At 72.2% G+C, this 19,140-nt stretch carries 17 protein-coding genes; all 17 read right to left on the reverse strand.

Annotation, left to right across the window (positions count from 1 at the left end; all coding sequences use genetic code 11):
- Positions 1-77: 77 nt before the first annotated feature.
- Positions 78-1,445, reverse strand: a complete 1,368-nt coding sequence (locus ABT092_RS06090; RefSeq protein ID WP_351240288.1) for an EsaB/YukD family protein — start codon at positions 1,443-1,445, stop codon at positions 78-80.
- 13 nt (positions 1,446-1,458) lie between these two features.
- A complete protein-coding gene (locus tag ABT092_RS06095; RefSeq protein WP_502968396.1) occupies positions 1,459-1,812 on the reverse strand; it encodes a hypothetical protein in 354 nt (117 codons plus the stop codon).
- Between the two features lie 411 nt (positions 1,813-2,223).
- Positions 2,224-3,087 carry an immunity 49 family protein gene (locus tag ABT092_RS06100; RefSeq protein WP_351240290.1) on the reverse strand — a complete coding sequence of 288 codons (864 nt, stop codon included), beginning with the start codon at positions 3,085-3,087 and terminating at the stop codon, positions 2,224-2,226.
- Positions 3,084-5,840, reverse strand: a complete 2,757-nt coding sequence (locus ABT092_RS06105) for a hypothetical protein (RefSeq protein ID WP_351240292.1) — start codon at positions 5,838-5,840, stop codon at positions 3,084-3,086. Before ABT092_RS06105 ends, ABT092_RS06100 begins: the two co-directional genes overlap by 4 nt.
- Positions 5,841-5,892: 52 nt before the next feature.
- Positions 5,893-6,312, reverse strand: a complete 420-nt coding sequence (locus tag ABT092_RS06110) for a DUF6507 family protein (RefSeq protein ID WP_351240294.1) — start codon at positions 6,310-6,312, stop codon at positions 5,893-5,895.
- Positions 6,313-6,337: 25 nt separating this feature from the next.
- The gene (locus ABT092_RS06115) at positions 6,338-6,649 is read right to left on the reverse strand and encodes a pore-forming ESAT-6 family protein (RefSeq protein WP_351240296.1); all 312 of its coding nucleotides are present in this window, start codon (positions 6,647-6,649) and stop codon (positions 6,338-6,340) included.
- 15 nt (positions 6,650-6,664) lie between these two features.
- Positions 6,665-6,997: a hypothetical protein gene (locus ABT092_RS06120; protein ID WP_351240298.1), complete on the reverse strand. Its 333-nt coding sequence runs from the start codon at positions 6,995-6,997 to the stop codon at positions 6,665-6,667.
- Between the two features lie 354 nt (positions 6,998-7,351).
- Positions 7,352-7,759, reverse strand: coding sequence for a cytidine deaminase (locus ABT092_RS06125; RefSeq protein ID WP_351240300.1), 408 nt, complete (start codon positions 7,757-7,759; stop codon positions 7,352-7,354).
- A complete protein-coding gene (locus ABT092_RS06130) occupies positions 7,756-9,042 on the reverse strand; it encodes an ABC transporter permease (RefSeq protein ID WP_351240302.1) in 1,287 nt (428 codons plus the stop codon). The genes ABT092_RS06125 and ABT092_RS06130 overlap by 4 nt, the downstream gene beginning before the upstream one ends.
- Positions 9,039-10,172 carry an ABC transporter permease gene (locus ABT092_RS06135; protein WP_351240304.1) on the reverse strand — a complete coding sequence of 378 codons (1,134 nt, stop codon included), beginning with the start codon at positions 10,170-10,172 and terminating at the stop codon, positions 9,039-9,041. The genes ABT092_RS06130 and ABT092_RS06135 overlap by 4 nt, the downstream gene beginning before the upstream one ends.
- Positions 10,169-11,800 carry an ABC transporter ATP-binding protein gene (locus tag ABT092_RS06140; RefSeq protein ID WP_351240339.1) on the reverse strand — a complete coding sequence of 544 codons (1,632 nt, stop codon included), beginning with the start codon at positions 11,798-11,800 and terminating at the stop codon, positions 10,169-10,171. The genes ABT092_RS06135 and ABT092_RS06140 overlap by 4 nt, the downstream gene beginning before the upstream one ends.
- 246 nt (positions 11,801-12,046) lie before the next feature.
- The gene (locus ABT092_RS06145; RefSeq protein WP_351240306.1) at positions 12,047-13,111 is read right to left on the reverse strand and encodes a BMP family lipoprotein; all 1,065 of its coding nucleotides are present in this window, start codon (positions 13,109-13,111) and stop codon (positions 12,047-12,049) included.
- Between the two features lie 253 nt (positions 13,112-13,364).
- Complete coding sequence (locus ABT092_RS06150; protein WP_351240307.1) at positions 13,365-14,600, reverse strand: amidohydrolase; 1,236 nt, start codon at positions 14,598-14,600, stop codon at positions 13,365-13,367.
- 135 nt (positions 14,601-14,735) lie between these two features.
- The gene (locus ABT092_RS06155) at positions 14,736-15,797 is read right to left on the reverse strand and encodes a hypothetical protein (protein WP_351240309.1); all 1,062 of its coding nucleotides are present in this window, start codon (positions 15,795-15,797) and stop codon (positions 14,736-14,738) included.
- A gap of 28 nt (positions 15,798-15,825) precedes the next feature.
- A complete protein-coding gene (locus tag ABT092_RS06160; RefSeq protein WP_351240311.1) occupies positions 15,826-16,824 on the reverse strand; it encodes an N-acetylneuraminate synthase family protein in 999 nt (332 codons plus the stop codon).
- A gap of 10 nt (positions 16,825-16,834) precedes the next feature.
- A complete protein-coding gene (locus ABT092_RS06165) occupies positions 16,835-18,112 on the reverse strand; it encodes a cytidylyltransferase domain-containing protein (protein ID WP_351240313.1) in 1,278 nt (425 codons plus the stop codon).
- A 52-nt stretch (positions 18,113-18,164) separates the two neighbouring features.
- The coding region (locus ABT092_RS06170; RefSeq protein ID WP_351240315.1) for a DUF6716 putative glycosyltransferase at positions 18,165-19,140 on the reverse strand (976 nt) is incomplete at its 5' end.

Below are 19,140 nucleotides of genomic sequence, written 5' to 3' on the forward strand. Positions count from 1 at the left end.
GTCGACCGTCCTGCCGCCCCGCTCACCGGGCCCCGGCTCCGGCCCCGGAGGCCCCCGCGGGTTCCACCGTCGCGCACTCACGCGAACGTGTCGAGGAGGTTCCCGTACACCCCGAACGCCCCGATGAGCAGCGGCACCAGGGCGATCACCCCGATGGACTCGACGGTGTCGCCGGCCCTGCGCAACCGCACCCGGACGTCCTCGGGAGGCTGGACGGCGAGGGCCAGCAGCGGCAGTACCGCCAGCGCCACCAGCACCGCGAGCGGCCCCGCGGCCCCCGAGTGCCCCGCCCACACCAGCACCGCCCGCAGCACGACGACGGCCCCGGCGAACAACAGCACCACGACCTCGACCACGAGCGGGAAGGCCCGTGCCCGGAGCCACAGCACCAGCGCGGTGTCCACGGCCAACAGCACGGTCCACGGGCCGGGATCGCGCAGGGCCAGCACGCCGGCCGCCGCCGCGGACACCCCGAGGACGACGGTCGCCAAGGCGAGGCCCCGGTGGGTGGCGCCGAGCGCGGTGGCCACCTGGTAGCGGCTGACGGAGGCGCCCCGGGAACGGCGGTCGTCCAGCCCGGTCAGACCGGCGGCGGAGAGCGCCAGCCGGGGCAGCAGTCCGAGGGCGACCACGGAGACCACCGCGAGGACGGCTCCGGTGCGGGCCTGCTCGGTCGCGGTCGGCGCCCCGTCCTGGGTGAGGGCGACGGCCTCCCACACCGCCGTCGTCACCAGGATCGCGGCGGCCCCGACGAGTCCGCCGCGCCCGAGCGGGGTGAACAGCCCGAGCAGCCCGAGGGAGACGACGACGGCCGCGGCGACCACCGCGAGCCGGACGGCCCCGTCCCAGCCCTGTGCGTCGGCGAGGGTCCAGGCGCCGAGCACGGCGGCGGCGCCCGTGACGGCGAGCAGCGCGGTCGCGAGGCCGGCCCCGCCGCGGCGCCCGGCGAGGGCCCCGCCCCCGCCGGTGACGACGGCCGTGGCGAGCAGCGCGGTGGCGACGGCCTTGGCGTCGAAGGCGCCGCGGGCGAAGAGCCCGGCGGCCAGCGTCCAGCCGACCAGCCCCCCTCCGGCGGTGACCCGCCGGGCGGCGGGACGCCAACGCCAGGCCCGTACGTCCAGGTCCTCGGCGACCTCGTCGGTGACGTCGTGGACGACGGGGGCGGAGGGCGCGTCCTGGACGCGGACCAGCCGCAGCACCGCGCCGTCGGGCACGGCCGCGTCCTCCAGGGTGCTGTCCTGGGCGAGGACGGAACCGTCCGCGGTCACCAGGTGCCGCAGTCGCGGCTGGCTGGCCACCCGGTCGTCGAGCAGTCCGATGATGTCGGGCAGCAGCCGTCCGATGGGCTCCCGGGACGGCAACACCAGGTCCATCCGCCGCCGTTCGCCGACCAGGGTGACCCGGCTCAGGGCGGTACCACGGCTCGTCGTTCCCCCGCTCACCACGCGATCGAACCTATCATCGGACAACTCCCGTACCAGGGCCTCCGGGAGGCCCGTTCCCCGTGGTGTGCGGTGCGCTGCCGTCCACGACGGAGACGAGCACGGGCCCGGAGGAACCGGACGTGTCGTCCTCCATCAACCGGTTCGCCACGAACGACCACCCCACGCACCCGGCACAGAGCACGGCGGCGATCACCAGCCCGGCCGCCACCTTGCCCAACCGCTCGTCGGCCGCCCGCCGGTACCGCTCCGACCCGAACAGCAGGGCGTCCCGCATCCGCCGCCGCCGGATCACCACGGACTCCAGCAACTGACTGTCGTAGTCCTGTACCGCCAACTCCCGGCCCCCGTTCCCCTGTTCGAGCACCATGCCCCTGCGCGTGCCCGGTGTCAGGCGCCGTGCGGGAACGCACCACGGGGCGATGCCTTCAGACGCCCTCCCGTGACGGCCTCGACCAGCCGGAACACGCTCCCGCGAAGCCCTACCACACCGTACGGGAATCCGTTCGAGCCTTGAAGAGACTCTCGTCAACCGCCACAGGGCCACTGCCGAACACCCACACACCCTCAGCCCAACACCCTTTACCTGAACCCGAGTTCGGCTATCCAGCGTGCGAGTTGCTCACCCACGATCATCCGGACGCCTCCGTCGCCGACGCATTCGACCGGCCCGGCTCCGCCCCGCTGAGGTCGAGCCCGACCGCGTCATAGCGCGGCATCGATCAGGTCCCCGGGCCGGGACGCCCCGTCCGGCTCCGCCCTCGGCCTCGAAACGACCGCCTCACGTGGGGAACTCACCGAGCCAGCTACGGGCGATCAGATGGTGGGGCAGGTAGTCGGACTCGACCTCGATGGGGAAGTCGCCGTCGTAGGCAAGGCAGGTCATGGCGAGAGGCCCGAGCGCCACCATCCCCTCGATGTCATCCGCGCGGTCCTCGTCGGACGTCCAGTACGCCTTGTGCGACTCCAGCGCCTCCACCAACGCCGCGTTGAACCCGGCGTGGTCCCGCGTCACGAACCGGTGGAACAGATTCATCGGCGGATACGAGATCTGCTGGACCCAATCGCGGGAGGCGACCCGCACGACATCGGGGTGGGACTTCTTGAACGTCTCGGAGAGTTCGTCGACGAGGCGGACCTGGTCCCGCAACCAATACGCCTGAAGGGCCGAAACCCAATGCATCAGATACTCGTCGTGCTCCGCACCCGACGCCCGCAGCACGTCCAACGGAAGCTCCGCCAGCTCCGTCATCCGCTTCTGATCCCGACACACGATCGCGAAGAAGAAGGCCGTCAACCACGTACCGGCATTGACGTAGGGCTTCGGCCCCGTCGCGGGCAACGTACGCACCTTGTGATGAATCAGGCAATCCACCGAACCCTCGGTGACGGCTGCCCGACGAAACACCGCCGAACTCATCTGCATCGCATCCACGACGGCTTCCCAGGTCTCCAACCGCGTCGCACGCGGATCAAGCAAACACTGCGAATGAACCGCACGCCGCGAAGACTTCCAGTAATATCCAATCATCCCCGGCGAGGATTCCAGCTTCTCAATCCTCGCAACCGAATCCGGATAGAACTGACCAATGAAATCCTCATCTTCCGGAGTTGCCGAACGATGACGAACTACCTTGACGGTCACGGCGCTTCCCCTACCTCACGTATATCGAACTCTCTCATGGCGTAGCCAGTATAGATACCTTCATTGTCAAGACCCTTGACAAGAACATAATCGACACGCCCTTCTTCAAGCGCCGTTTCCAACTTGGCGGCGAGCGATTTGTCGCCCACGCGACCCGACATAGCGTCAAGGATATCTTCAAAATAATCGCGAGATCCTTGCGAATACCGAGTTCCATCTATCAGTCGACTGCCAAGAGCGGTATCAACGTTACTCTTCGCTTCGACAACTATGTAGCGGTCTCCTTGTTTCCAAACTTGGTCGAATTGATGATTCCCGGACTTGGGCCCGTGGAGTTCCAACTCCTTCGCTCCGGGGTAGCGTTCGGGTATGGCGTGGTGGCGGGCGATGGCCTCGCCATATGCCTCGCTGGCATCCGTAAGCTTGGCGTGCGGCCCCCGGTGCACCTCTTTCGCTGTTGCCAGCTTCTCCTGTAGTTCCACGTTGTTCGGGTCGTTCTTGAGGGCTTGGGAGGCATCCGTGTGGTTCTGGTGCGGAATCCGGTCGTCGGCGATCGCCTCGTAGCGTTCCCTAGCGTATACGTCGAGCTGGGCGCGGGCTTCGGGCGTGGCGTGCTTCGCGCCCCTCTCCAAGGCTTGCGTGTCCAAGTAGGTGGGCGGGAGGGGGGGCGGGACACTGTCGGCGGGAATCCACCCTTGCGGGGTCTCCACCAGTTGTGGAGGTGCCAGACCGAACTCGTCCACGACTTCGGTCCTCTTCCGGTATCCGTTCTTCTGGTAGAAGTCCTTGAAGAAGGTGTCGTTCGGGTCATTGGCCCGGGCCACCTGGTGGTCCATGATGGCCTGCCGTTCGGCGAGCGTGTACGTCCTCGGGTCACGGGGCTCGGGCAAGTTGCCGCCGCCCCCGCCCGTGCCGGTACCCCCGGAACCCGTGCCGGGGCCGGCACCACCCCCGCCTGCGTTGCCGGGAACGGGGTCGGACCCGCCGTGCGGCACGACCGGGCCACCACCCGCAGCACCGCCCCCCGGTGTGGTGTCGGGATGCGAGGCCGCCCCGCCGCCCGGGGTGCCGTTGTCCGTGAGGCTGTTGGACGGCAAGCCGTCCACGGTGCCGCCGGGGACCTGGCTCACGCCGCCACCGGGAAGGTCGCCGGCCGCGCCGCCCGGTATCACGTCCACACCTCCGCCCCCGGGCATCGCTCCCCCACCCGGACCCACCCCACCCCCCGCCACGTCGTCGACGCCCCCCGCGCCCGGCACCGGACCGCCACCTGCACTGACGCCGGGGCCCGCACCCGGCACACCGCCCAGGGCCTCGCCCGACCTGCCGCCCGCCGTCACCGGCTCCCGCGCACCGACCTGGACCGGGGTCTCCGCGCGCACCGGCGGGGCCTCCGCGCCCGTCGAGCGGGGGTCCGGGTTGGTCACGTCGCGGGGCATCGCATCGGGCTTCGGGTGGCCGGCGGCGTCGAGGAGTTGGCCCGTTTCGGTGTCCAGGTACTGGGGGTTGCCGTGCGCGTCGTCGGGGAGCCGCACGGTGTGCGCGGGGTCCGGGCCGATGCCCGCGCCGGCGCGGGCCGCGTCGTCGGCGCCGGCCACCGGGACGGCCGGCTCGGGGATGTTGATCCGGGCGCCCGCGTCGGCGTTGCGCAGGCCGGCCAACAGGTCGCCGACCTTCACCGTGACGACCTTGCCGCCCTTGGCGATGTACGTCACCGGGTCGAGGAGGCGACCGGTCTTGCCGAGCGCCCCGATCACCCTCGCGACGGAGCCCGTCTTCGCCGCGGCTCCGGCGCCGCCGGTGAACACCGTCGTCACCACGTTGAACGTGGTCGCGCCCGCCGCCCGCGCCGGGTTCTTGCCCCACTCGTCCCAGGCCACCAGCGCCTTGCCGGTCTCCTTCACCGCGGTGCGCGAATCCCGCAGCCACGACGGCAGCTTGTCGTCCGGCAGCAGCCAGTAGGCGGTGCCCACAATCGGCACCGCCGTGATCACCAGGCCCGTCGCGACCTTCGCCAGGCCCGTCCACGCCTGGCCCGCGGCGTCCCAGCCGTCGACCCCGACCAGGGTGCCCAGGCCGCGGATCGTGCCCCACAGACCGTCGACGAACACGCCCTTCAGGAAGGATCCGACGTGGTGGTGGACCTCCCACCAGCGGCGGGACTCCTCCACCTGGGAGCCCCACGGCAGTTCCCGGGTGTTGTCGAGGTCGCCCTCGGCGAAGCCGTACATGTTCGGGGCGCCCGAGCCGTCGTCCGCGACGAAGTGCGTGCCGCAGACCAGCGCCGTGATCTTGTTGGCACAGGTCCGCTCCGCCGACCAGAACGCGGCCACCGCCGCGTTCACGTCCTTGACCAGGTCGTTGTTCTCCTCGACCTTGTCCCCGTCGTCCTTCCAGTGCTCGTCGCCGCTGATGCTGTTCGCGAAGGTGGTGGCGTCCGCCTGGAGTTGTTTGAGGCGGGCCTCGATCGGGCGGACCTCCGCCGCGTACTCCGACAGGGCCGTGGTGACCGACTCCAGCTGGTCCGCGAACAGGTCCGACTCCGTCTTCACCGGAGTCGTCGTCGCGAACAGTTGCTCCGCCTCCGGAGCCGTGTAGAACGCCGAGAGCCCCTGGAAGCGGGCGTGCACGTCGGCGCCGGAGTCCCGGAACGTCCCCGCGGCGGCGTGCAGGACCTTCCGCTGCGTCTCCAGCTCTTCCAGGTCCCCCGTGAACTGCGGGATCGTGCACGGGTTGATCGCCCCACCACTCACCACAGACCCCCGTATGCGTGTCGATCGGTTCCGGTCGCGGGCCCGCGGCCCGTCAGCCGCCGGTGCGCGCGGCGGCCGGGTGGCCCGGCGGCGGACCGTCCTGGCCCGGCAGGTCGACCTCGGGCTCCTTGAGTGCCTCGCGCTGGGCGTTGGCCGCCTGCTCCAGGTCGCCGGTGAGGTAGGCGTTGGTGGCGGTCACCGCGCCGTTCAGGGAGGCGGAGGCACGGGCGCCGATCTTCTGGAGCCGTTCGGTGTGCGCCGTCATGAACTGGCTGAGGGCGACGGCGACCAGGCCCTGTCCCTCGCCCTCACCGCCGCTGCCGCCGCCCGCACTGAGGCCGCCGGCCGCCTTCGCCGCGGCCGGCACCGCCGTCTGGAGGGTGGTGCCCACCCTGCCGAGGCCCTCGGCGGCGGTACCCGTCTTCTCCAGGACGCCCTTGACCCCGAGCGGCGAGATGTCCCATCCGGTCATGCGTCAGCCCCCGTCCGTGCGTGCCTCAACCGATGGCGTCGACCGCGGCCTTGGCCTTGGCCAGCGTCGACTGCGCGGTGCCGTCGTTCTGCTCCAAGGTGCCCCGCACCAGGCGGATGATCTCCCGCACCTCGTTCGCCGCCCGGTTCCACCGGACTTCCTTGCCGTGGTACTCCTCGGAGACTCCGTCGGCCTGGAACTCGGCCATGGCGGCTTTGACGGCGCCGTCCCGGTCGCTGAGGACGCGCTCCAACTGGGCGATGATCCCCTGGAGTCCGCCCTGCACCTCGGCGGACGCCCCGGTGTCGTAGGACCGGCGGTCGAGGTTCTGTCCCATCGTCAACTCCCCGGGTCAGCGCGCGCCGAAGCGGGCGGCGTCGAAGTTCGCGGCGCCCATGTTCTGGTGGGCGTTGGTCTCCTGCTCCTGGTCGCCCGTGCCGAAGGCGGCGTCCATGCCGCTCTGGCCGCCGAGGATCGCCTGGAGCGAGCCGTTCAGCGCGGCGGTGATCTCGTCCGCGCGGGCCTTGAAGGAGTCGAAGGCGGCCTTGCCGGCGCCGTTGAACTTCCCTTCCAACGGGTCTGCCGCGGCGATGAGTTGCCGGATCAACGTGCCCAGGTCGTCGCTGGACCCCGTCGTGGCCTTGCCGAGGTCGCCCAGTGTCGTACTACCCATGTCGAACTTCACGCGTCCACCCCCCGAACCGTCGTGTACGGCGGCGACGCACGCGTGCGTCGCTGCCGCTCCGTGTCCGCCTCGGTGCCTTTGTACGCGATCGGGCGTCCGCCGTCACGGGACTTTCGCACCAACCGGTCGCACCGACACGCGTGTTGGCCGGAGCTGACCGGAGAAGGCCGTTACGGGGAAGAACGTGAACCGGCCGGTTCCGGTTCCCTCGACTGGCCACTTCCGACCCGTCACCCACGACTCGGCCGAATCACCTCGCCCAGCTGACCGAAAATACGCCGACACCCCGGGACGTGCGGACGGCCCTGCTCCCCGCCGTCGCGGGGAGCAGGGCCGTCAGGGGTGCGGCGGATGCTAGGCGAGGTGCTCCGGGCCGAAGGCCAGGGGGAGCATCTCGGACAGGGGGAGCAGACCCGCCGGGGTGTCCAGGACGAGGGCGGGGCCCCCGAACTCGTACAGCAGTTGTCGGCAGCGGCCGCACGGGACGAGGACCTCGCCCCGGCCGTCCACGCAGGTGAAGTGGGTGAGCCGGCCGCCGCCGCTGTTCTGGAGCGCCGAGACCAGCCCGCACTCGGCGCAGAGGCCGATGCCGTACGAGGCGTTCTCGACGTTGCAGCCGGTGACGGTGCGGCCGTCGTCCACCAGGGCGGCGGCGCCGACCGGGTAGCCGGAGTAGGGGGCGTACGCCCGGGACATGGCGTCCCGGGCGGCCTCCCGCAGGGCGTCCCAGTCCACGCCGGGGGCGGGTGTGGGGGACGTCATTTGCCTTGGCCCTTGCGGTACCTCATGCCGTCGGCCTTGGGCATCCGCAGCCGTTGGGCCGCGAGGGAGAGGACCAGCAGGGTCACCACGTAGGGGGTGGCGCCGACGAACTCGCCGGGGACCTCGTCGGTGAGGAGGAACCAGACCAGCACGACCGCGGCCACGGCCAGCGAGATCACGCCCTGCACCATCGCCTTGCGGTACAGCTTCCAGCCGGCGAGCAGCACCAGCAGGACGACCACGAGCAGCAGCATCGCGTGGACGACCTCGCCGCCGTTGCGGAGCTGGAGGGCGTCGGAGAAGCCGAACAGGCCGGCGCCCATGGCGAGGCCGCCGGGCCGCCAGTTGCCGAAGATCATCGCCGCGAGGCCGATGTAGCCGCGGCCGCCGGTCTGGCCCTCCAGGTAGATGTGCGAGGTGACCAGGGCCAGGAAGGCGCCGCCGAGGCCGGCGATGCCGCCGGAGATGGCGACGGCGAGGTACTTGTGGGTGTAGACGTTGACGCCGAGGGACTCGGCGGCGACCGGGTTCTCGCCGCAGGACCGCAGCCGCAGCCCGAACGGGGTGCGCCACAGGATCCACCAGCTGGCGAAGAACAGCAGGACGGCCAGGATCGTCACCACGGAGACGTTGGTGACCAGGCCGCCGAGGATGCCGGCGACGTCGGAGAGCAGGAACCAGTGCAGGTCCTGGAGGCTCTGGAGGGCGTCGGAGAGGCCGGGGATCGTGATCTCGGGCAGCGACTCGGCGGGCGGGGACTGCTTGGGGTTGCCGCCGGCGGTGGAGGCGTCGCCGTCGGCGAAGAAGATCTTGGCGAGGTACTGGGTGGCGCCGAGCGCCAGCAGGTTGACGGCGACGCCGGAGACGATGTGGTCGACGCCGAAGGTGACGGTGGCGACGGCGTGGATCAGGCCGCCGATCACGCCGAAGCCGACGCCGCAGGCCAGGCCGAGCCAGGGGCTGGTCTGCCAGCCGATCCAGCCGGCGCCGAAGGTGCCGAGGATCATCATGCCTTCGAGGCCGATGTTGACCACGCCGGCGCGCTCGGACCACAGGCCGGCGAGGCCGGCGAGGCCGATCGGGACGGCGAGCCTGAGGGCGGCGCTGATCTGGCCCTCGGAGGTGAGCTGGTCGGCGCCGGTGACCACGCGGACCGCGGAGACCAGGACGAGCGCGCCGGCGATGACGAGCAGGATGCGGGAGAGGGTCCAGCGGCTGCGCCGGGCGCCCTTCTCCACCGGGGGCGCCCCGGGGGGCGGCGTGTCGGTCATCGTGGCGGTCATCGGGCCACCTCCTGCTTCTCGGTACGGGCGGCGGCGGCCTGGGCGGCGAGTTCGGCGCCGACGCGCTGCTGCTGGCGCTTGAGGCCGAAGCGGCGGACGACCTCGTAGGCGATGACCACGCACAGGACGATGACGCCCTGGATCACGCCGAGGATCTCCTTGTCGTAGCCCTGGAGCTCCAGGTGGCTGGTGGTGCGCTCCAGGAAGCCCCACAGCAGCGCGCCCAGCGCGATGCCGACGGGGTGGTTGCGACCGAGCAGGGCGATGGCGATGCCGGTGAAGCCGATGCCCAGCGGGAAGTCGTTGGCGAAGTGGTGGCTGTCGTTGAGCAGGGTCGGCATGCCGATCAGGCCGGCGACGGCGCCGGACAGGATCATGCTGGTGGCGACCATCTTCTTGACGCTGACGCCGCTGGCCGAGGCGGCCGACTCGGACTGGCCCACGGCCCGCAGGTCGAAGCCGAAGCGGGTGCGGCCGAGGACGAACCAGTACAGGACGCCGACCAGGATCGCGACGAGGACGAAGCCCCACACCTCGCCGGCGGGGCCGGCGTCGAAGGCGAAGAACCAGGAACCCTCGGGCAGCGGCTTGGTGGACACCAGGGTGCCGGCCTTGTCGAGCTGGCCGAGCTGCTCGGGCTGGATCAGGTAGCCGATGATCGCGGTGGCGATGGCGTTCAGCATGATGGTCGAGATGACCTCGCTGACGCCCCGGGTGACCTTGAGGATGCCGGCGATGGACGCCCACAGCGCGCCCACGGCCATCGCGCACAGCACGATCAGCGGGATGGCGAGCCAGCCGGGCGCGGTGAGCGCCCCGCCGAGCAGGGCGGCGACGAAGGCGGCGAGCCGGTACTGGCCGTCGACGCCGATGTTGAAGAGGTTCATCCGGAAGCCGATGGCGACCGCGATGCCGGCGAGGTAGTACGTGGTCGCCTTGTTCAGGATGTAGACCTGGCTGTCGCTGGCGGTGCCGAAGGTCACCATGTCGCTGAACGCGGCGAACGGGTCCTTGCCGGTGGCGAGGAGCACCAGGGCGGTGATGACCAGGGCGGCGACCAGCGCGAGGACGGGGGCCGCCAGTCCGAGGAGCAGCCGCTCCTTGTCGATGCGGGAGGTCAGTTTCTTCATCGGGCGTCGTCCTCCGACTGGGTGCCGTCCGCGCCTTCGGGGCTCTCGGTGTCGGTGGGGTCAGTGGTGTCGGTGGGATGTTCCAGGTGGCCGGTGGCCGCGCCGGTCATGGCGGAGCCCAGTTCCTCGGGCGTGATGGAACGCGGGTCGGCGTCGGCGACCAGGCGGCCCCGGTACATCACCCGCAGGCTGTCGGAGAGGCCGATCAGCTCGTCGAGGTCGGCGGAGATCAGCAGCACGGCGAGGCCCTCGCGGCGGGCTTCGCGGATCTGGTCCCAGATCTGCGCCTGGGCGCCGACGTCGACGCCGCGGGTGGGGTGGGCGGCGATGAGCAGCTTGGGGGCGTGGCTCATCTCGCGGCCGACGATCAGCTTCTGCTGGTTGCCGCCGGAGAGGGAGGCGGCGGTGACGTCGATGCCGGGGGTGCGGACGTCGTACTCGGTGACGATCCGCTCGGTGTCGGCGCGGGCGGCCTTGATGTCGAGGAGTCCGCCGCGCGAGTTGGGGCGCTCGGTGATGTGGCCGAGCATCCGGTTCTCCCACAGCGGGGCTTCCAGCAGCAGGCCGTGCCGGTGGCGGTCCTCGGGGACGTAGCCGATGCCCTGCTCCCGGCGGTGCCGGGTGGAGGCGCGGGTGATGTCGGCCTCGGCGAGGGTGATGGTGCCGCTGTCCGGGTGGCGCATGCCCATGATGGCCTCGACCAGTTCGGACTGGCCGTTGCCCTCCACGCCGGCGATGCCGAGGACCTCGCCGCGGTGGATGGTGAGGGTGATGTCGTCGAGGATGACGCGCTCGATGCCGTCGAGGTCGGTCTGGGTGAGCCGGACCGTGTCGACGACGAGGGTGGGCACGTCGGTGACGGTGGACTCGCTGGTCTCCGGCGAGGGCAGCTCGCTGCCCACCATCAGTTCGGCGAGCTGCTTGGTGGTGGTGGTGCGGGGGTCGGCGGTGCCGACGGTGGTGCCGCGCCGGATGACGGTGATGTCGTCGGCGACCGAGAGCACCTCGCCGAGCTTGTGCGAGATGAAGATGACGGTCAGGCCCTCGGACTTCAGTTCCCGCAGGTTGTCGAAGAGCGCGTCGACCTCCTGGGGGACCAGGACGGCGGTGGGCTCGTCGAGGATGAGGGTGCGCGCGCCGCGGTAGAGGACCTTGAGGATCTCCACCCGCTGGCGGTCGGCGACGCCGAGTTCCTCCACGAGGACGTCGGGGCGCACCCCGAGGCCGTAGGCGTCGGAGATCTCGGTGATCCGCTTGCGGGCCTTGGCGCCGATGCCGTGCAGCTTCTCGGCGCCGAGGACGACGTTCTCCAGCACGGTCAGGTTGTCGGCCAGCATGAAGTGCTGGTGGACCATGCCGATGCCGCGGGCGATGGCGTCGGAGGGGCTGTGGAACGACACCTGGTCGCCGTCGACGGTGATGGTGCCCTCGTCCGGCTTCTGCATGCCGTAGAGGATCTTCATCAGGGTGGACTTGCCGGCGCCGTTCTCACCGCACAGGGCGTGGACGGTGCCCTTGCGGACGGTGATGTCGATGTCGCGGTTGGCGACGACGCCGGGGAACCGCTTGGTGATGCCGCGCAGTTCGACGGCGGCTGCCGCGGAGGGCGGAGGGCTGGACGCGTTGATGGCGCACTCCTCGGGGAAAAGGGGCAGGCGAGGCGTGGGAGGGGAAGAGCGGCCGGTGCGTCGCGTTCCCCGGTGTCGTCGGCTCGTCGGCGACGTGTGCCACTGTCGCTGCGGGGCCGGGAGGACGTCACGCGCCAACTGAACGCTACACGCGTAGAGTTGACACATCGTTATGGCTCGGCGGGGGGTGCCGTCGTGCGCCCCACCCCGCCGAGCCGGTGGTCCGGTGTCGCCCGGACCGTGCGGTCACGGGGTCGTGTTGACCTTGACCTCACCGTCGATGATCTTCTGCCGGGCCTCGTCCAGCTTGCCCTGGATGTCCTTCAGGAAGCCGCCGCTCTCCGAGAGGGAGACGCCGCCGTCCTTCAGCGGGTACGTGTTGACGCCGGTCAGCGGCTTGCCGTCCTTGACGGACTTGATCAGGTCGTAGACGCCGATGTCGACGTTCTTGACCACCGAGGTCAGCACGGAGTTCTTGTACTTCGCCAGACCCGGGACGTTGTACTGGTCCGAGTCGACGCCGATGCCCCAGGCGCCCTTGACGCCCGCCACGGCCTCGATCGCACCGGTACCGGAGGAGCCGGCCGCCGTGTAGATCACGTCGGCGCCGTTGTCCAGCATGCCCTGCGCGGCTTCCTTCCCCTTGTCGGGCGAGGCGAAGCCGGAGGTGTCCGAGCCGCGGCTCAGGTACTGGGTGTCGATCTTGATCTTGGGGTCGGTCTCCTTGACGCCCTGGACGAAGCCCGCCTCGAACTTCTTGATCAGCGGGATGTCCGCGCCGCCGATGAAGCCGACGTGGCCCTTCTTCGACTTCAGCGCGGCGGCCACGCCCGCCAGGTAGGAGCCCTGCTCCTCGGTGAAGGTGATGCTGTCGACGTTCGCGGCCTCGACGACCGAGTCCACGATGCCGAAGGTGGTGTCCGGGTACTTCTTGGCGACCTTCGTCATCGACGCGGAGTAGGCGTAGCCCACGCCGATGATCGGGTTGAAGCCCGCGTCGGCGAGGGAGGACAGCCGCTGCTCGCGGTCCGCCTCGGTGTCGCTGACCTTCGCGGTCAGCTCCTTGAGCTCACCGCCGAACTCGTCCTTCGCCTTGTCGGCGCCACGGGCGGCCGAGTCGTTGAACGAGTAGTCACCACGGCCGCCGACGTCGTACGCGAGACCGATCTTGACGCCCTTGCCCCCGCTGGACGACGCGGAGTCCGAGCCGGACTCCTTCTTCTCGGACGACGTGCTGCCACAGGCCGTGGCGGTGAGGGAAAGCGCGGCGGTCGCGGCGACCACGGCGGAGATTTTGGCTACCCGACGCAAGGGGGGCTCCTTCAACCTGACCGAAGCGCCACTTGCGGCGCTGGTTTCGCGGCGATCGTAACGCGCGTAGATGTCAGATAAAGGGCTCTTGGGGAGCTGTTATCGGATCGACGCACAGCCCTCCGCGAGGCGGGGCGATTCCCGGGGCCCAAGGCCATTCCGGTGACGCGTGGTGACGGACGGACCGCGTGCGCGTACCCCGCCCCGGACCCCCGCGCGGACCGGCCGTCCCAGGTGGGACGGCCGGTCCCGGTCAGTCGCGGCCCGCGTCCAGCAGGGCGGCGGCGGTGAACAGTTCGACACCCACCGTGATCGCGGTCTCGTCCACGTCGAAGTCGCCCTGGTGCAGGTCGCGCACCGCGCGCTCGCCGGGGCGGCGGACCCCCAACCGGGCCATCGCGCCCGGCACCTGCTGGAGGTACCAGGAGAAGTCCTCGCCGCCCAGGCTCTGCTCGGTGTCCTCCACCGAGCCGACGCCGCGGCGGGCGGTCATCGCGGAGCGCAGCAGTTCGGTGACCGCGGGGTCGTTGACGACCGGGGGCACGCCCCGGACGTAGGTGATCTCGGTCTTGGCCCGGTACAGCGCGGCGACCTCGTCGATGGCCGCGTGCACCACGTCCGGGGCCTGGCGCCAGGCGGCGAGGTCCAGGCAGCGGACCGTGCCGGAGAGCTCCGCGTGCTGCGGGATGACGTTGCAGGCGTGGCCGGACTCGATGCGGCCCCAGGTGACGGCGAGCCCGGCGCGGGCGTCGACCCGGCGGGCGGCCAGCGCGGGCACCTCGGTGGCGACCCGGGCCGCGGCGGCCACCAGGTCGGTGGTCAGGTGGGGGCGGGCGGTGTGGCCGCCGGGGCCGTCGAGCGAGACCTCCAGCCGGTCGCAGGCGGAGGTGATGGGCCCGTGGCGCAGTCCGATCCGGCCGGCGTCCACCCGGGGGTCGCAGTGGACGGCGACGATCCGGCCGACCCCCTCCAGGGCGCCGGACTCGATCGCGTCGGGGGCGCCGCCGGGCAGCACCTCCTCGGCCGGCTGGAAGATCAGCCGCACCGGGTGCGGCAGCCGGCCCTCGCGGTGCAGTTCGGCGAGGACCAGCCCGGCCCCGAGGACGGCGGTGGTGTGCACGTCGTGCCCGCAGGCGTGCGCCCGGTCGGGGACCGTGGAGCGGTAGGCGCAGCCGGTCTTGGTGTCCGGGATGGGCAGGGCGTCGATGTCCGCGCGCAGCGCCAGCACGGGACGGTCGTCGTCCCGGGTGCCGATGTCACAGATGAGGCCGGTGCCGGTCTTCAGGACCCGGGGGGCGAGTCCGGCGCGTTCCAGCCGGGTCTTGATCGCGGCGGTGGTCCGGAACTCCTGGTTGCCCAGCTCGGGGTGCATGTGCATGTCGCGGCGGAACGCGACCAGCTCGGCGCGCAGCGCTTCGGGGAGGGTTCCGGGCAGGGGGCTCGGGCCGGAGTGGTCGGCTTCGGACGGGGAGTCTGTGCCAGCGGACATCAGTTGGTTCACCCTTTGAAGGGTAAAGCGGGTCGGGGGTCAACTGGGCGGTGATCTAGGAAAGTTCAGCCGTATTGGCGTAACGGTTCGGGATCGGAGCGAGTGGTTCCGGCTCGGGTGGGGTAGACAGTCTGGTTACCCCGCGCACACGGACCGCAGTCGGTGCACGTCCCGGGCGGTGTCGGTGACCCCGGCCAGGAAGCCCCGGGCCCGTGGCGAGGCCCCGGCGGTGAGCCACTCGGGGTCGATGTCGCAGACCGCCACCCGGGCCCCGGTGCCGGCGAGGGCGAGGGGCAGGGTGTGGACCACGGTGGAGGGGAAGCTGAGCACGGTGCGGCCGATGGGCCCGCGGCGGGCGATCAGCTCCAGCGGCAGGTCCGGGCGGCGGATCTCCAGCCCGGTGGCGGCGGCGAGGGCGTGCAGCTTCTCCGGGCGTTCGCGCCGGTGCGCGAAGTAGCGGGTGGCCCCGTGGGCGCGGGCCAGCGAGCGGACGGCCGCCGCGTACCGCACCGGGTCCACCACCCCCGTCTCCACCAGGGAGGTGCCCACCAGGTCGGCGCCCCCGCTGAGCCGGGGCGGCCCGAAGCGGGAGCGGGTCCAGCCGAAGTCGTTGGCGGTGGTCCGCACGCCCTCGGGGACCGCGGCGAGCGGCAGCGCGGAGAACACCTCGACCGTGCGGTCGGGACCGGGGAGCAGCCGGCGCCGCGCGGTCGCCGTGACCGGGGCGAAGGCCAGGTCACGGGGGCCCGGGCGGCCCCCGTGCCGGTGCCAGCGGACCAACCGCTCCCCGGCGGCGAGTTGGCCGACGAACTCCATGGTGGCGGTCCCGTCGTCGACCACCACCAGCTCCGGGGCCCGGGTCAGGGTCAGCAGCAGGTGGACGTAGCGGGAGAACGGGTCGCCGACGACGACCCGGGGCGCCCGGCGCAGCAGGGGCGCGAGCCCGCGGACCGTGCGCAGCGGGCCCGTGCCGCCGCGGGCCTCCTCCCAGCGCACCCGGTGGCCGGCGTCCCGGGCCAGTTGGGCCATCCTGCGCAGTTGGCCGCGGGTCATCGGGTCGGCCGGCGGCAGCACCACCACGGTGAGGGCCTCGGGCGGCCGGTGGTGGGCCCACTCCAGGGTGTTGAGGAGTTGCACGGGGCTCTCGACGAACGCGAGCGTCGGGACGGGGCCCTCGGGCCCGACTCGGGTACTCACTGGCCGCTCCGGGTGCGTGGGAGGGGGACTAGACGGTGACCGGTTCGCCCGCGGGGGCGGCGACGGCCGGGGTGCGGTCCGGGGTCCGGGGCTGGGGCTGGGACGGGGGCTGTGCCTGGGTCTGGGTCTGGGCGACGACGCCGGGGACGCGGCGCAGCTTGCGCATCGGGCCCAACTCGGAGTCGTAGACCTTCTTCACCCCGTCGCCGAGGGACGCCTCGACGGTGCGGATGTCGCGGACCAGTCGGCTCAGGCCCTGCGGCTCCACCGAGGCGGCCTGGTCGGAGCCCCACATGGCGCGGTCGAGGGTGATGTGCCGCTCCACGAAGACCGCGCCGAGGGCGACGGCGGCCAGGGTGGTCTGGAGGCCCGTCTCGTGGCCGGAGTAGCCGATGGGGACGTTGGGGTACTCCCGTTGGAGGGTGTGGATCATCCGCAGGTTCAGTTCCTCGGCCTTCGCCGGGTAGGTGGACGTGGCGTGGCACAGCAGGATGTTGTGCGAGCCCAGGACCTCGACGGCGTGCCGGATCTGCTGCGGGGTCGACATGCCGGTGGACAGGATCACGGTGCGGCCGGTGGCGCGCAGGGCGCGCAGCAGTTCGTCGTCGGTGAGGGAGGCGGAGGCGACCTTGTGGGCGGGGACGTCGAACTCCTCCAGGAAGGCGACGGCCTCGGTGTCCCAGGGGGAGGCGAACCAGTCGATGCCGCGCTCGGCGCAGTAGCGGTCGATCGCCCGGTACTCGTCCCGGCCGAACTCGACGCGGTGCCGGTAGTCGATGTAGGTCATGCGGCCCCAGGGGGTGTCGCGTTCGATGTGCCACTGGTCGCGCGGGGTGCAGACCTCGGGGGTGCGCTTCTGGAACTTGACGGCGTCGCAGCCGGCGGCGACGGCGGCGTCGATCAGGGCGAACGCCTTCTCCAGGTCGCCGTTGTGGTTGATGCCGATCTCGCCGGTGACGTAGACGGGGCGGCCGGGGCCCACGGAGGTGGTGCCGAGGGCGCGCAGACGGGCGGGGTTCAGGGGCATGGGTGGTTCCTTAGTTGTGCGATGCGTGGAGCGGCCGGGGAAGGGCCGTCGGTCGGGAGGTGAGGGGTGGGTCGGGGTCGAGTGCGGGGCCGAGGAGCCAGCCGGCGATCTCCCGCACCGCGCCGTCGCCGCCGCGGCGGACGGTGACGGCGCGGGCGGCGTCGCGGACCGCGGCGTGGGCGTCCGCGACGGCGACGGGCCAGCCCACGAGGGCGAAGCACGGCAGGTCGTTGACGTCGTTGCCGGCGTAGAGCACGCGCTCGGGGGCGAGGTCCCGCTCCCGGCACCACCGGTCGAGGGCGAGGTCCTTGCGGTCGATGCCGTGCAGGACCGGGACGCCCAGCTTGCGGGCCCGGGCGGCGACGACCGGGTTCCGTTCGGTGGAGAGGATCAGCAGGTCCACTCCCGCGCGGCGCAGGGCGGCGACGCCCAGTCCGTCCCCGCGGTGCACGGCGACGGTCTCCCGCCCGTCCGCGTCGATCAGCACCCGGTCGTCGGTCTGGGTGCCGTCGAAGTCGAGGACGACCGCGTCCACGTCGCCGCGGCGCGGCAGGGCTCCGGGGCGGTCCGCGTCCAGCAGCGGGGCGAGGGCGCGGGCCCGGGCGAGGTCGTGCGGGTCGTCGACCTCCAGGACCCGTTCCGGGTCGGTGCGGACCAGGGCGGTGCGGCCGAAGAAGCGGTGCCGGGCGGCCCGGAAGCCGGGGACGGCCATCGCGTAGGCGGCGCCGGTCTCCAGCAGGTCCTGCGGACGGTCCTGGCGGCGGGGGCGCACGGACTTGTCGTGGTTGACGCCCGTGCCGTCGCCGTCCTGCCGGTCACCGCCGGCGCGCCAGACGAAGCCGTGGAAGGGGGCGACGGTGACGGCGGTGTCCGCGCCGTCGAGGACGGCGGCGGCGACCGCGTCGACGTCCGCGCCGGTCAGGAACGGGCTGGTGCACTGGACGAGCAGGACCACGTCGGCCGAGCGCCCGTGGCGGGCGGCGTGCGCGTCCAGGGCGTGCAGCACCGCCGCTTCGCTGCTCGCGGTGTCGCCGGCGAGGGCGGCGGGGCGGACGACGACCTCGGCGCCGGCGCGGCGGGCGGCCCCGGCGATGGCGAGGTCGTCGGTGGACACCACCACGTCGTCGACGTGCGGGGCGGCCCGGCACGCCTCGACCGCGCGGACGACCAGCGGCACGCCGCCGACCTGCGCGAGGTTCTTCCCGGGCACTCCCTTGGAGCCGCCCCGGGCCGGCACCACCGCCAACACCCGCCCGGGTGCGGCGGCTCGGGTGGATCGTGTCGTCATGGTCCGTCCTCCTCCGTCGTGGTCCGTGCCCCGGGGGCCGTCGCCCGGGTCCTCACAGCTCCCCCAGGCGGCGCACCGCGGGGGCCACCCGCTGCACCCCGTGCCGGTAGGCGCTGCGGGCGGCCCGCCGCACCGCCTGCCGGACCGGTCCGGCGGCCCGGTCGCCGCGGGGCGCCCCGGCCAAGGGCGCGCCGTCCGGCCCGAGGTGGTGGCGGGCCAGCAGGCCGGGCAGGTAGCCGGGTGCGGAACGCGCCGTGTAGTAGGGGGAGAGGGGCCCGGGTCCGGGACCGTCGAGCAGGGCGGCGAGCCGGTCGCGGGCCCCCTCGTACGGGTCGGGGCCGGTGGCCGGGTGGACGCCCTGGCGGGCCACCCATCCGGCGTCGGGCACCGGTGCCTCGCCCGCGTCGAGCCGGTCCCAGGAGGTGAGGCAACCGGAGCCCACGAAGTGGTGGTTGCCGAGCGCCTCGCGCACCCCGAGGTCGGTGAGGACCGCGGTGGGCACCCCCCGGTGCAGCCCTTCGAGGGCGGCGGTGGAGCTGACGGTGACCAGCAGGTCGGCGTCGTCCAGCACCTCGCCCATGTGCCCGTACACCAGGCGGAGGTTGTCGGGCGTTGCCCGCCCCCGCACCAGCTTCTGGTAGGGCGACTCCTCGACGTGGGTGGTGTGTTCGCCGGGCCGGGACCGCAGCTTCAGCAGCACCCGGCGGTCCGGGTGGAGTCGGGCGTGCCGGATCAGCCGCTCCAGCAGGTAGCCGCGGTCGGCCCGGTCGGCCGGCACCGAGGGCTGGGCGGCGAACACCACCGTGTACGGGTCCCGCCGGCGGTAGGGGGCGCCGTCGAGGAACGGCAGGGCCACCTCGACCACGGCGGCCGGGTCGGCGCCCACCCCCGCGTACACGGCGCGGAACCGTTCGGCGTCGGCCCGGGAGTTGGCGAGGACGAGGTCCGCGCCGTGCCGCAGCAGCAGCCCGTCGGTCAGCTTCTCGTAGACCACGCCGACGTAGCCGGTGACGACCACGGGGCGGCGG

The organism is Streptomyces sp. NPDC002490, assembly GCF_040296045.1.
Classification (GTDB): domain Bacteria; phylum Actinomycetota; class Actinomycetes; order Streptomycetales; family Streptomycetaceae; genus Streptomyces.

Coding starts and splice junctions, on each gene's coding strand:
- ABT092_RS06095 (WP_502968396.1), bottom strand. CDS start 1,812: ATGGTGCTCGAACAGGGGAACGGGGGCCGGGAGTTGGCGGTACAGGAC.
- ABT092_RS06110 (WP_351240294.1), bottom strand. CDS start 6,312: ATGACCGGATGGGACATCTCGCCGCTCGGGGTCAAGGGCGTCCTGGAG.
- ABT092_RS06115 (WP_351240296.1), bottom strand. CDS start 6,649: ATGGGACAGAACCTCGACCGCCGGTCCTACGACACCGGGGCGTCCGCC.
- ABT092_RS06125 (WP_351240300.1), bottom strand. CDS start 7,759: ATGACGTCCCCCACACCCGCCCCCGGCGTGGACTGGGACGCCCTGCGG.
- ABT092_RS06130 (WP_351240302.1), bottom strand. CDS start 9,042: ATGACCGCCACGATGACCGACACGCCGCCCCCCGGGGCGCCCCCGGTG.
- ABT092_RS06135 (WP_351240304.1), bottom strand. CDS start 10,172: ATGAAGAAACTGACCTCCCGCATCGACAAGGAGCGGCTGCTCCTCGGA.
- ABT092_RS06150 (WP_351240307.1), bottom strand. CDS start 14,600: ATGTCCGCTGGCACAGACTCCCCGTCCGAAGCCGACCACTCCGGCCCG.
- ABT092_RS06160 (WP_351240311.1), bottom strand. CDS start 16,824: ATGCCCCTGAACCCCGCCCGTCTGCGCGCCCTCGGCACCACCTCCGTG.
- ABT092_RS06165 (WP_351240313.1), bottom strand. CDS start 18,112: ATGACGACACGATCCACCCGAGCCGCCGCACCCGGGCGGGTGTTGGCG.